10 protein-coding genes and 2 pseudogenes are annotated in these 12,363 nt (G+C 42.2%); 2 read left to right on the plus strand and 10 right to left on the minus strand.

What is annotated here, in order from left to right; translation table 11 throughout:
* Window positions 1–17: 17 nt before the first annotated feature.
* A pseudogene (locus tag M3193_RS07750) lies at window positions 18–1,049 on the minus strand (NAD-dependent epimerase/dehydratase family protein).
* A gap of 624 nt (window positions 1,050–1,673) precedes the next feature.
* Here M3193_RS07750 and M3193_RS07755 point away from each other — a divergent pair.
* Together M3193_RS07755 and M3193_RS07760 are read left to right on the plus strand one after the other, a co-directional pair.
* Window positions 1,674–1,886, plus strand: a pseudogene (locus tag M3193_RS07755) (TM2 domain-containing protein); the annotation flags it as partial.
* Between the two features lie 562 nt (window positions 1,887–2,448).
* Window positions 2,449–2,844, plus strand: coding sequence for a VOC family protein (locus M3193_RS07760; protein WP_251625788.1), 396 nt, complete (start codon window positions 2,449–2,451; stop codon window positions 2,842–2,844).
* Between the two features lie 1,005 nt (window positions 2,845–3,849).
* On the opposite strand, the gene M3193_RS07765 is transcribed toward M3193_RS07760, so the two are convergent.
* The 9 genes from M3193_RS07765 to M3193_RS07805 all read right to left on the minus strand — a co-directional run bounded on the left by M3193_RS07765 (window position 3,850) and on the right by M3193_RS07805 (window position 12,280).
* Complete coding sequence (locus M3193_RS07765) at window positions 3,850–5,040, minus strand: NAD(P)-dependent malic enzyme (RefSeq protein WP_251625790.1); 1,191 nt, start codon at window positions 5,038–5,040, stop codon at window positions 3,850–3,852.
* A gap of 516 nt (window positions 5,041–5,556) precedes the next feature.
* Window positions 5,557–6,243, minus strand: a complete 687-nt coding sequence (gene rpiA, locus M3193_RS07770; RefSeq protein ID WP_251625793.1) for a ribose-5-phosphate isomerase RpiA — start codon at window positions 6,241–6,243, stop codon at window positions 5,557–5,559.
* Window positions 6,244–6,274: 31 nt separating this feature from the next.
* A complete protein-coding gene (locus tag M3193_RS07775; protein WP_251625796.1) occupies window positions 6,275–6,535 on the minus strand; it encodes an HPr family phosphocarrier protein in 261 nt (86 codons plus the stop codon).
* Between the two features lie 17 nt (window positions 6,536–6,552).
* Window positions 6,553–7,551 (minus strand): C-terminal binding protein, encoded by a 999-nt coding sequence (locus tag M3193_RS07780; RefSeq protein WP_251625798.1) that lies wholly within the window; start codon window positions 7,549–7,551, stop codon window positions 6,553–6,555.
* A 59-nt stretch (window positions 7,552–7,610) separates the two neighbouring features.
* Window positions 7,611–8,759 (minus strand): galactonate dehydratase, encoded by a 1,149-nt coding sequence (dgoD, locus tag M3193_RS07785; RefSeq protein ID WP_251625801.1) that lies wholly within the window; start codon window positions 8,757–8,759, stop codon window positions 7,611–7,613.
* A 39-nt stretch (window positions 8,760–8,798) separates the two neighbouring features.
* Window positions 8,799–9,443: a bifunctional 4-hydroxy-2-oxoglutarate aldolase/2-dehydro-3-deoxy-phosphogluconate aldolase gene (locus M3193_RS07790; protein WP_251625804.1), complete on the minus strand. Its 645-nt coding sequence runs from the start codon at window positions 9,441–9,443 to the stop codon at window positions 8,799–8,801.
* Window positions 9,444–9,461: 18 nt separating this feature from the next.
* The gene (locus M3193_RS07795; RefSeq protein ID WP_251627249.1) at window positions 9,462–10,427 is read right to left on the minus strand and encodes a sugar kinase; all 966 of its coding nucleotides are present in this window, start codon (window positions 10,425–10,427) and stop codon (window positions 9,462–9,464) included.
* 26 nt (window positions 10,428–10,453) lie between these two features.
* The gene (locus M3193_RS07800; protein ID WP_251625807.1) at window positions 10,454–11,734 is read right to left on the minus strand and encodes a TRAP transporter large permease; all 1,281 of its coding nucleotides are present in this window, start codon (window positions 11,732–11,734) and stop codon (window positions 10,454–10,456) included.
* Between the two features lie 42 nt (window positions 11,735–11,776).
* Window positions 11,777–12,280 (minus strand): TRAP transporter small permease, encoded by a 504-nt coding sequence (locus M3193_RS07805; RefSeq protein WP_251625809.1) that lies wholly within the window; start codon window positions 12,278–12,280, stop codon window positions 11,777–11,779.
* Between the last annotated feature and the right edge of the window lie 83 nt (window positions 12,281–12,363).

A 12,363-nucleotide genomic window follows, 5' to 3' on the forward strand; every position in this document is an offset into this window, starting at 1 on the left:
TAGAGTCCCCTTCTGGTCTAGATTGTCTCTTTGGAAAAACAGTTCAGCAGTTCCTGCTCCCGTTCCCGTGAGATTCCTGCTTTCCATTCTGTTTCCTTTACCTTTACGCATTGATAAATATCGGAAATTGTTTCCTCAAGCGGTCGGAAGGACAGGCCATCTGTGACCGCTTTCTCTATACTAATGAATGAACTACCTTTCCAAGGTTCGGCTGCTCCTTCCAACGCGAATTGTTCAGGAATCCATAACGGCATTTCCGTCCATGGCTACACCTTTTGCTCAAGCATGAATTGTTCGTCCGCCCATACAAATTCGGCATTACTTTCCGTCACGGATTTGCACGTGTTCAAGAACTCTGCCATCGTTAATTCACTACCCGGCCCCGTTACATTGAACGTACCCGCTTTTCTGTTTTCCGCCTTATGGAGCGCCCATGCTGCTAGATCTTTGACGTCAATGAATTGGACAGCCCGCTCCGGACGCCCTGGCACCAACACCGTCCCGCCTTGCGCAACACGCTGAACCCAGTACGGAAGCCGGTCAGTATAATCATACGACCCAACGAGCAGCCCGGCTCTCAATTGCAATACCCCACCAGGCCAATACTTCTCCGCTTCCGCTTCACATGCTACTTTCATTCCACCGTAAAACTCGTAAGGAGATACAGTACCCTCCTCAATGTCTTTCAGCACATTTTCCGGTGGGATGGAATGCACATGATAGTCCTCCGCAATATTTAGAGGAATCCAATCCGGGTAAACGGAGATACTCGAAATATAGGTCATATGCTTTACGCTATCCCCAAGTACAGCAGCGATTTTCCCGATTTGATGCGGCGAAATCCCACACGTGTCCATGACAACATCCCACTTCCGATTTTCCAGTTGGGACACATCACCGTTGCGATCGCCAATCAGCTGTTCCACTTCAGGAAAAACTTCAGGATTAGTGCCACGATTAAACAAAGTTACCTTGTGCCCTCTATTTAACGCTTCCTCCATTAAAGCCCTGCCTAAGAATCTTGTGCCTCCTAATATAAGAACATTCATCTATCTCTCCCCGTTCGCTTTAATGAATTTCATTTTCAAATACATTCGCCACAAACGAATGGAATCCTCTTTATAAAACCCACTATCATATGAAATAACATTACTTTTTATCCTTCAATCGCCAGGCGGATAGTCCCGTATTGGTGATAACTTCCCATAAATAGATAACTTCTTGGATTCGATAGATAATTAAAACCCATTCAAAGATCGCATACCATTTGACAATAGGGAGGAGGGCAAGGTACTTTTTCTATTGATTGAGCAAAAAATAAGTGTGCTTTGTACTAGTTAATGATATAATTATAAATAACTATAAAGTTTTCTGAAGGGGAGAATAAGTTGGTTAATTGCTATGTTCATGCCGAGGCAAGTTCCGTTGGTACATGTGTAGGATGTGGGAAATTCATTTGTGAAAACTGTAACACTGAAATTAAAAGAAAGAACTATTGTAAAAGTTGTGTTGATGAACTGTTTGATGATAGTAAAAGAAAGATTGAAAGACTAGAAGACAACATGAATAAAAATCAACCAATGGTATTTATGAATGCAGGTGGGGCTAGTTCAAGTTCCTCATCCTCCTCAAGTGCAGCAGTTGGAAATGAGGGACAGGCATTTGGACTCACAAAAAGTAAGACAACTGCAGGTTTATTGGCAATCTTTTTAGGTGGTTTAGGAATTCACAAATTTTACCTTGGTAAGTGGGGTTGGGGGATTCTTTATATTCTTTTTTGTTGGACATACATCCCCTCACTTATCGGATTAATTGAAGGGATTATCTACCTTGTATCAAACCAAAATAATTTTGCAAGAAAGTACGATCCAGGATTCCTGCGATAAATGTGACGGTACCTGTGCATAATGCATTTAGTTAAAACTCAACAGGAAGAATGAATATACAGAGGATAGCCAGTCAATATCAAATATGACTGGCTTTCCGTTTTTCTATTATACAATAGTAGTTAATAAACTGAATTGTGCGTTGTGCAAGCATCGTTTATTCAGCATTTTGAAGCCACACTTCCAATAGCTCCAATTCCCGTTCTCCTGAGATTCTTGCTTTCCATTCTGTAGTCTGACCTATTGCCCTCTTTCCACTGTTTCCTCCACTAAAGCTTTTCCTAAAAAACGTGTTGTCACTAATATTAGAAACTTCTTAGCTCTCCTTATAAAACTCAATATCCTATGAAATAACATTACCTTTTATCCTTCAATCGCCAGGGGAGAATTCCACAAATTCGATAGATAAATCGCCGTATTCAATCGATGACTTTGTTCATTCAATAGATAATACTAATCTTTCCCTAATCTACAGCTAATTTACACGGCCTAGAATGCAGTGGTATAATTAGTTGAATAAACCTAAATATTCTAAAATAAATCACGAAAACAGGAGGAAATTATGGGGAGATTAGTTCATTTTGAAATTCATGTAGATGACATGGAGCGGGCAAAGAAGTTTTATGGCGAGGTATTCGGTTGGTCATTCCAGGATTGGAGTGATTTTGCGGGAATGCCTTACTACGGAGCAGTGACGGGTGATGACAGCGAACTTGGAATCAATGGTGCTCTAATGCAGCGACAAAGCCCTCCACCTCAGGCAGGACAAGCCATGAATGGATTTGCTTGCACAATGGGTGTGGAGAATTACGATGCAACCGAAGAGAAAATCCTGGCAAATGGCGGCACCGTGGCCATGCCTAAATACGCCCTTCCCGGCATGGCGTGGCAAGGCTATTTTATCGACACGGAAGGCAATGTGTTTGGTATCCATCAACCTGATGAGAATGCCAAGTAGAATGTAATTCAACGAGATCAGGGTTGTCATGGAAAATCGGTTTGCGCCGGATTTCTGGACAACCCTTCCTTACTATATAAAGTGTCCTGGAGAAGCCCTGCATTCTGCTCAACTTGGTCCGATTGCGACATAAGACAAAGCAAACAAATAATAATCTGCTGACTGCGTCATTTCCGTACAACTACATCCTTAAGCATTCTACTATTGTGCCAGAATGGAAAGAAGAATACATATACCCGCTAAGGTGAAGAAGATGAGAGCTATTTTAAGATTCTTTCTGAACTTAAAACCATAGGTGCAAAAAAAGATAGCAGCAGCTAATTTTGAATAAACCTGAAAGACAATGTTATTGGAGAATAATGAACTACTAAAAACAATTGATAAAAGCAAACTTGCAGATATTAGGATTTTAAACCACAAAGGCTCTTGGAGAAATTGCAAGATCGTAAGTTTAATTCGTTGCAATACTAAAAAACTCTCCTCACATTTTTTGATTTTAACTTAACGTAAAAGTAATCTTATTATTTTATGCGAGCATTTTAAATTAGTCTATTCTGTTTTTAATTGCGTTATTCTTTGGTGGTTACTGCCCAATACCCCCACTATGAAGTTGAATCAATAACGATCAGTAAATTAGAAAGGGCTGTCCCGAAAGTCGGTTTTCACCGCTTTTCGGGACAGCCCTTCTTCCATACGCCATCTATTACACTTTCCGTGCCTGTGCATGGTGCATTTATGACGATTCAAAGCAGGGTATGAATATACAGTGAAAAGTCAGCCAAATGTCTATTTGACTGACTTCCCTTTTTGATAATATACAATTGTAGTTAATAAACTGAATAGTGTTGGTGCCTGTGCACGGCGCATTTATGACAATTCACCTAAATGTATAAACAAACAAATAGAAGCCAGTCATTTCCCTAAATGACTGGCTTCCCAATTTACCAATATACAATTGTAGTTAATAAACTGAATCGTGTGTTGCACAGGCACTGGTTCCAAGGCTTACACTAGCACTTCACACAGAAGGCCTTTTCCTGACCGGCATGCCGACATGGCGACTGCTTGAGCTACACTATCCACCACTCTGCTGTCAAATGGATTGGGGACGACATATTCCTCAGATAACTCCTCTATCGAAACGAGAGAAGCAATGGCTTTGGCGGCTTCCCTCTTCATATCTTCATTGATTTGACTTGCGCGAACTTGCAGGGCGCCCTTGAATATTCCAGGGAAGGCAAGCAAATTGTTAATCTGATTTGGATAATCCGAACGGCCAGTGCCTATGACGCGTACGCCTGCCAATTTTGCTTCCTCCGGCATAATTTCTGGCGTGGGATTAGCTAGCGCAAATACGATAGAGTCTTTATCCATCGATTTGATCATTTGAGCCGTTAATGCCCCGGCAGCTGATACTCCGATAAATACGTCTGCGCCTTGGATGACATCCGATAAATCCCCCCGTTTGCGTTGGAGGTTTGTAAATTCAGCAATGACGTCTTTCAATCCATTCATCCCAAGTGGGCGCCCTTTGTAAATCGCGCCCTTCGTATCGCAGACGATAATTTCATTTGCTTCGAATGAATGCAACAGTTTTGCAATCGCAATACCTGCTGCACCCGCGCCATTAATTACAATTTTCATCTCACTGATTTCTTTGCCTACAAGTTTTCCAGCATTCAACAGAGCGGCAGCTACAACGATTGCAGTTCCGTGCTGGTCATCATGAAAAACAGGAATATCCAATTCCTCTTTCAAACGTTCTTCTATATAAAAACAATCAGGAGCCGCAATATCTTCTAAATTAATGCCACCGAATACAGGGGCAAGGTTTTTAACGGTACGGATAAAATCTTCAGCATCACGAGTATCCAGGCATAGGGGAACAGAGTTAATCCCCGCAAATCGCTTAAAAAGCGCGGACTTCCCTTCCATTACCGGGATTGCCGCCTCCGCTCCAATATCGCCCAAGCCTAGGACAGCTGTCCCATTACTGATAACTGCCACCGTATTACCTTTCATCGTATATTTATAGATGGAGTCCTTTTCGTTGGCAATTTCAATACAGGGACCTGCAACTCCTGGAGAATAGGCCTGACTTAGATCCTCCGCATTATTAATAGGAGCTTTGACCGTAATCTCTAATTTCCCTTGCCACATTTCATGAAGATCCAAAGACTTTTGATATCTTTTCATTTTTATCCGCTCCTCTATTATTCTGCTCACTCTGGGGGTTATAAGCTGCCCATTCCCCATAGCTATTCATTCATTATCGCTCCCGAATACAGAAAAATCAATATATACAATTAAATTTAATGTAAAATTTAAATCCCGGTGCCTGTGCATGGTGCATTTATGACAATTCAAAGCAGAGTATGAATATACAGTGAAAAGTTAGCCAAATGTCTATATGGTTGACTTCCCTTTTTGATAATATACAATTGTAGTTAATAAACTGAATTGTGTTGGTGCCTGTGCACGACGCATTTATGACAATTCACCTAAATGTATAAATAAGCAAATAGAAGCCAGTCATTTCTCTAAATGACTGGCTTCTCAATTTAACAATATGCAATTGTAGTTAATAAACTGAATAGTGTTCTGCACAGGCACCTATTTCTAGAAAGGGCTGTCACGGAAAATTGGATTACGCCGTTTTTCTGGACAGCCCTTCTTATACTCCACCTATTATGTTCTTACATTGATATTATTTTAGGGTGTCTTTTCAATGACCTTCACGTCCGTTTGACCAGCAATAATAATCGTATCGGTCATTCCGATGAACAAGCCTGTTTCCACAACTCCAAGCATTTGTTTCAATTGTTGGTGGAGTTCTTGTGGATTAGGAATCGTTTTAAAATCACAGTCAACAATGTAATTTCCGTTATTGGAAATGAAGGCCTCTCCCTCAACCATTCTCAATCTGGGGCTACCGCCAATTCCCATAATTTTTTTAGCTGTAAGCTCCCAACCAAATGGAAGGATTTCAACTGGCAAAGGAAATTTGCCGAGTTGGGTAACCATCTTGGATTCATCACCGACAATGATCAATTTCTTCGAATGAACATCCACAATCTTCTCCCGTACTAATGACCCTCCTCCTCCTTTTATCAAGTTAAAGTTCGGGTCGATTTCATCGGCTCCATCGATCGCCAAATTCAACATTCCAACTTTCGAGAAATCGGTCAGCGGAATACCGAAATCGTGTGCCCATCCCTCTGTTCTTTTAGACGAAGGAATTCCTTTGATATCCATGCCTTGCGCAACGAGTTCGCCTATCTTTTTCAATGTCCAATAAACAGTGGATCCGGAACCAAGTCCAATGACCATGCCATCTTCAATATATTCCGCAGCCTTTTCCCCTGCTGCTTTTTTTAACGTATCGATTTGCTCCTTCATTTTGCACCTTCTTTGGTATGTATGACTCTATTCAGCTTAAATAGCCGACAACCTCTTCTACCGCTTCTTCACAATCTTCACCGATTGCGCTGACGACAAGATGATCTCCATTACGGAGCTGCAATGTTATCAGGCCAAGAAAACTTTTTAGATTTATTTCATGAATGTGTCCATTTACATTCTTTTTAAGATAGATTTCAGATGTAAACTTCTGCGTAGCTTGACTGACCTCAATAATCGTTACATCCTTCGAAATATTAACGACAACATTTTCAGTGTATTTTTTCTCCATATACCTCTCTCCTTTACTTAGTCTTTTTCTTTCAATTTAACCTGTTCTTTCACGTCTTTATTTACGAGATAGGTTGGATAAAAACCGGATAAGACATCTGCAACATTTTGTGCGGTTTTCTTTTTCAGTTCATTTTCCGCTTCTATAGAATAAAAGGCTGCATGTGGTGTGAGGATGACATTATCCATTTTCAACAACAATGGGTTCGTCAGGGCAATCGGTTCCACTTCAAGAACATCCAGCGCCGCCCCAGCAATTTTCCCTTCTTGTAATGCTTGGATCATTGCTTGCTCGTCAATGATGGGCCCTCGGGCAGTATTAATGATAAAGGCCTCTTCCTTCATTTTCGCAAACTGATTTACACTGATCATTCCTTCTGTATACTGATTCAGCGGGACATGAACAGAAATGAAATCCGACATTTCACAGAGGTCACCTAAACTCACCAAACGGATACCCAGTCCACTTGCTACAGTTTCAGGCACGAAAGGATCAAAAGCAATGACGTCCAGACCGAATGCCTGGGCTTTTTTCGCAACTGCACGGGGGATATTCCCCAGTCCGATGAGACCTAGTGTACGTCCTCTTAAACGGAAAACAGGAACAGCAAGGTTGAAATCCCATATCCCTTTTTTCACTGCATTATTCAGAGTTGTAATTTTGCGGGCACTTGCAAGAAGCAAAGCGATTGTATGATCCGATACTTCATCCAAACAATAGTCAGTCACATTCCCCACAATAATGCCTTTTTCGGTTGCCGCCTCCACATCGATTGTATTGAAGCCGACTCCATAACGGGCAATCACTTTACATTTTTCAAGATTTTCTATGACATTCCGGCTGATAGGTGCATATTGACTGATCAAAGCATCAGCATCTTTACACGCAGAAATGACTTCCTCTTCTGTATGACATTGCTCCAAGGTCAGTTCTACACCGATCTTACTCAACACCTCTTGTTCTGGTGCAAATGTTTCGTATTCATAATCTGTCACTACGACTTTAAAACGGCTCAAATCAGCCACTCCTTCTCGCCCCGACTCGTACTTCTATTTTGAATGTATATGGAAATTGCTTACCACTCGGCGATTGTCCCATCTTTATGTCGCCACACAGGGTTCTTCCAATTATGTCCTATCTTTGCTTGTTCCCTTACAAACTCTTCGTTTATCGAAATACCTAGCCCAGGCTGATGCAACATGTCAACATAGCCTTCTTTATAATCAAATACCTTCGGATCGTTCAAGTAATCCAATAAATCACTGCCTTGATTGTAGTGAATGCCTAAACTCTGCTCCTGAATGAAGACATTATGAGATGTCGCATCCACTTGAAGACAAGAAGCTAATGCAATCGGACCGAGTGGACAATGCGGTGCAACAGCAACATCATACGCTTCAGCCATTGAGAAGATTTTTTTACATTCCGTGATTCCACCAGCATGGGACAGATCAGGTTGGATGATATCCACATAGCCATCTTCGAGCAGCTTTTTAAAGTCCCATTTGGAATACATGCGCTCCCCTGTCGCAATCGGAATATTTGTCACGCGTGCGACTTCACGAAGGGCTTCATTGTTCTCAGGCAACACAGGTTCTTCGATGAACATTGGCCTGAACTGCTCCAGCTCCTTTGCCAATAGTTTAGCCATCGGTTTATGTACGCGTCCGTGGAAGTCAATTCCAATCCCGATATAGTCCCCGACAGCTTCACGAACGACCGCGATTCTTTCGATTGCTTCATCGATCTTTTGATATGAATCAATATATTGAAGTTCTTCCGTTCCATTCATTTTTAAGGCCGTAAACCCGGCAGCAACCGCCTCTTTCGCCGCTGTTCCTACATCACTCGGACGGTCACCCCCAATCCAGGAATAAACGCGGACTGAATCCCGGCATGCACCGCCCATTAATTCATAAACCGGCGCATTATAAAATTTACCTTTGATATCCCATAAAGCCTGGTCAATCCCTGCGATTGCGCTCATCAGGATGGGACCTCCCCGATAAAAACCGGCACGGTACATCGTTTGCCAATGATCCTCAATTCGAAGAGGGTCTTTGCCGATAATATACTCGCTTAATTCCTTGACGGCTGCTTCTACTGTGGCCGCCCGACCCTCGACAACCGGCTCTCCCCATCCGACAATTCCTTCATCCGTTTCAATCTTCAGGAACAGCCATCTGGGTGGTACGATGAATGTTTCCATTTTGGTGATTTTCATGTATATGGCCTCCCTTAATTGCAACAACAAGCGGGAATCTCAGTTCCTTGCCTGTTGGATTTTCTTGATGAACTGCTCGGCAATCTTCGTAAGCTCGTCATAACGCTCTTCAGCGATCGCTTTTCCATCAACCAACGTTCCGCCGACTCCAACTGCAACCGCGCCATTCTTAATGAACTTCTCTACATTATCCAGACTCACTCCGCCTGTTGGCATCATGGGTATATGTCCAAGTGGACCTTGTAAATCTTTCAAGTAATTGGCACCAAGTGCATCACCCGGAAAAACCTTAAGAATATCAGCCCCCGCCGAATAGGCTTGGACGATTTCTGTAGGGGTCATAACACCAGGGATGGAAATCTTTCCGTAGCGGTTCGTAATCTGGATCGTATTAACATCGAAACTGGGAGAGAAAATAAAATCTGATCCTGCATCAATTGCCGCTTTTGCTGATTCGGCATCCAACACAGTACCTGCTCCGACGAGGGCTCTATCTTTGAATGTCTCTTTTAAGCTTTTTATCATGGCAAAAGCGCCGGGGGTATCAACTGTAATTTCCAAAGCGCCAACTCCACCGAAAACGAGCGCTTCCGCTATTGAATGGATCTGTGATTGAGTAGGTCTCCGGATCACAGCGACCAATCCCGATTCTTTAAGCCGTAAAAGATCCTCCCATTTTTTCATGAGTGAACGCTCCCTTTATCATCTTTTTACATCCCGTCCATCAGCAGTAGGATCCATGTATCTTTCGACAGCAGAAAGTGTCGGCAAGCCTTCTACATCACCATGGACACCGACAACCATTGCTCCGATGGCATTCGCCCGTTTGACGACAAGTCGCAGCGGTTCTTGACGTAAAATCCCACTAATGATTCCAGCCGCAAAACCATCGCCTGCACCTACAGGATCAACTAATCGCTTAACAGGAAACCCTTCTATATAAGCTTTTTCATCCTTTGTCTGTAAGTAAGCTCCTCTACTTCCGAGCTTTATGATGATTGTCTTATCGCTATCATTCATTAAAGCATCAGCCACATCTTCCACTTCCACCATGCCAGTCATAAATTGACCTTCGTCAAGTCCGGGCAAAATCACATCTGCATAAGAAGCAATTTCATTGAACACGTTTTTTGCTCGCTCCGCAGACCAAAGCTTCAGGCGTAAATTCGGATCAAAGACAATCATCATGCCGTTCTTTTTTGCAATTTCAATTGCTTTCATTACAGTTCGATAACATGATTCACTAAGAGCGGGCGTGATCCCTGTAATGTGAAGAATTTTGGCTTGCGCAATATATTGTTCATTCAAATCGGTTTCTTTCATTAAACTGGCCGCGGAATTTTTCCGATAATAGTAAACGTTGATATCTTCCGGGGTCAATCGCTCTTTAAAAATCAAACCTGTTTGTGCGTCATCCGTCAGAAGACACGAAGAGACGTCCACGCCTTCCCCCCGAACAAGTTTGAGGATGTACCTTCCGAAAGGGTCATTGCCCAGTTTGCTGAACCATCCGACAGAATGTCCCAACCTCGTCAAGCCGATTGCTACATTCGATTCGGCGCCGCCAATGCTTTTGGGGAATTGATGTACATACTCCATAGGTAGAAATTGTTCAGGTTGAAAAAGAACCATCGTTTCGCCAAGTGTAAACACATCGATTTCATTCACTAGAGAACCTGCCTCATTTAATGTAATCATTTCGCAAACCCTACCAAGAATAACGAAAGCTGCGGAATGAATGTAATCAGCAATAATGTGAAGATCATTGCAAAAACAAATGGGATTACCGCACGGGATAACGACTCAAGCGAAAGTCCCGAAATTCCTGAAGCAACAAACAGATTCACTCCAAGCGGTGGTGTGATGAATCCGATCGCCAAGTTGACGACCATCAGAATGCCGAAATGGATTGGATCATAGCCGATCTGAATAGCAATCGGCAATAGGATTGGTGTCAGAATGATAATAGCGGCAAGGGTGTCCATGAACATTCCGACAACCAATAAAAGTGCAGTGATGAGCAAGATGATGATAATCGGCTCACTTGAAACATTCATAAGAGCATTTGCCACTTTCGTCGGGACTTGTTCGATTGTCAAATATCTTCCGAACGCGGTTGCTGTTCCGACAATGATTAAAACAGTTGCAGTCGTCAATGCTGAATCAATCATGACTTTCGGCAAATCTTTAATCCGAAGTTCGCGATATAAAACAGTTGAAGCGAAAAGACCATAAACAACCGCGATAACTGCTGCTTCTGTCGGCGTGAAGTATCCGCCGTAAATCCCTCCTAAAATAATGACCGGAATTAGCAAAGCCCATTTAGCTTCCCATATGGCAACTCCTATTTTTTTGAAGGATGTAGGTTCATCCAACCCTTTGTATCCTTTTTTCTTCGAATAAAAATACGCGTAAATGATCATCGATAGTCCGACTAGAATTCCAGGTACAATTCCAGCGATGAATAGATTCCCGATTGATGCGTTTCCAACAACACCGTAAATGACCATGGGAATGCTCGGAGGGATAATGACTCCGATTGAACCCGCAGCGGCAACAACCGCTGTTGCAAATTTCTTATCATAACCGTTACGGACCATTGCCGGAATCATAATACCGCCGATCGCCGCAACAGTAGCTGGACCGGAACCGGAAATCGCAGCGAAAAACATACATGTGATGATCGTCGCAATTGCAAACCCACCCGTCTTGTTCCCGACAATTGCATTTGCCACTTTAAATAACCTTTCGGAGATTCCGCCTTTCCCCATGATTTCCCCAGCCAAAATAAAGAACGGAACTGCCATTAAAGGGAAGGAATCAACAGAAGTAACTAACTCTTTCACTAAAAACTCAACTGGCAAACTGCCGGTATATAAAATTGTAATAAGCGTAGCCAGACCGATAGAAATCCCGATTGGCACAGTTAGGAATAACAGCAGCGCAAAACTACCAAATAATACAGCAGTAGTCATCTCTTAAACCTCCACGATGATTCAGAATCATTGTCCCTATTTTTATACTTCCGTTTGTTCTTCGAGTACTTCTTTTCCTAGTAATACTTTGAAATAAGTAATAAGGTTTTGAATAAGTCGAATGACCGTCAATCCCATTCCGACCGGCGTGGCCATATATACTAATCCCATCGGTATATGTAATGCAGGTGATTGTTGACCAAAAGATAATAATTTATTCGCGATTTCGTACCCGTAGTAAACTACGAATATTGCAAATACGATAAATAAGACAGTTGATAATATATTTAAGATGACTTTCCATTTTTGATTTAACATGACGAGCAGGACATCCACTTTGATATGCCTTTGCTTTTTAACTCCGTAACTGATTCCAATGTAAACCAGCCAGATGAAACAGTACCGGGCCAATTCTTCTGACCACGATAAAGAATTATCAAGTCGTCTCATTACGACCTGAACAAATATGACAGTAACCATAATAGAAGTGAAGATTGTCAACAACAGTTCTTCAATATGCCGATCAAACCATCGGATGATTTTCATTTCGATCTCCTTTTCACTCAAAATTTACATTTCGATGAGTATGAAGCCGTATTTATAAATAAAAAGACTTAGGGGGATGCCCC

This window comes from Sporosarcina luteola, from assembly GCF_023715585.1.
Classification (GTDB): domain Bacteria; phylum Bacillota; class Bacilli; order Bacillales_A; family Planococcaceae; genus Sporosarcina; species Sporosarcina luteola_D.

Bases quoted from the DNA above. Each gene is read 5' to 3' on its own strand.
- M3193_RS07760 (WP_251625788.1), top strand. From the start codon at position 2,449: ATGGGGAGATTAGTTCATTTTGAAATTCATGTAGATGACATGGAGCGG.
- dgoD (WP_251625801.1), bottom strand. From the start codon at position 8,759: ATGAAAATCACCAAAATGGAAACATTCATCGTACCACCCAGATGGCTG.
- rpiA (WP_251625793.1), bottom strand. From the start codon at position 6,243: ATGAAGGAGCAAATCGATACGTTAAAAAAAGCAGCAGGGGAAAAGGCT.
- M3193_RS07765 (WP_251625790.1), bottom strand. From the start codon at position 5,040: ATGAAAAGATATCAAAAGTCTTTGGATCTTCATGAAATGTGGCAAGGG.
- M3193_RS07775 (WP_251625796.1), bottom strand. From the start codon at position 6,535: ATGGAGAAAAAATACACTGAAAATGTTGTCGTTAATATTTCGAAGGAT.
- M3193_RS07805 (WP_251625809.1), bottom strand. From the start codon at position 12,280: ATGAAAATCATCCGATGGTTTGATCGGCATATTGAAGAACTGTTGTTG.
- M3193_RS07800 (WP_251625807.1), bottom strand. From the start codon at position 11,734: ATGACTACTGCTGTATTATTTGGTAGTTTTGCGCTGCTGTTATTCCTA.
- M3193_RS07790 (WP_251625804.1), bottom strand. From the start codon at position 9,443: ATGAAAAAATGGGAGGATCTTTTACGGCTTAAAGAATCGGGATTGGTC.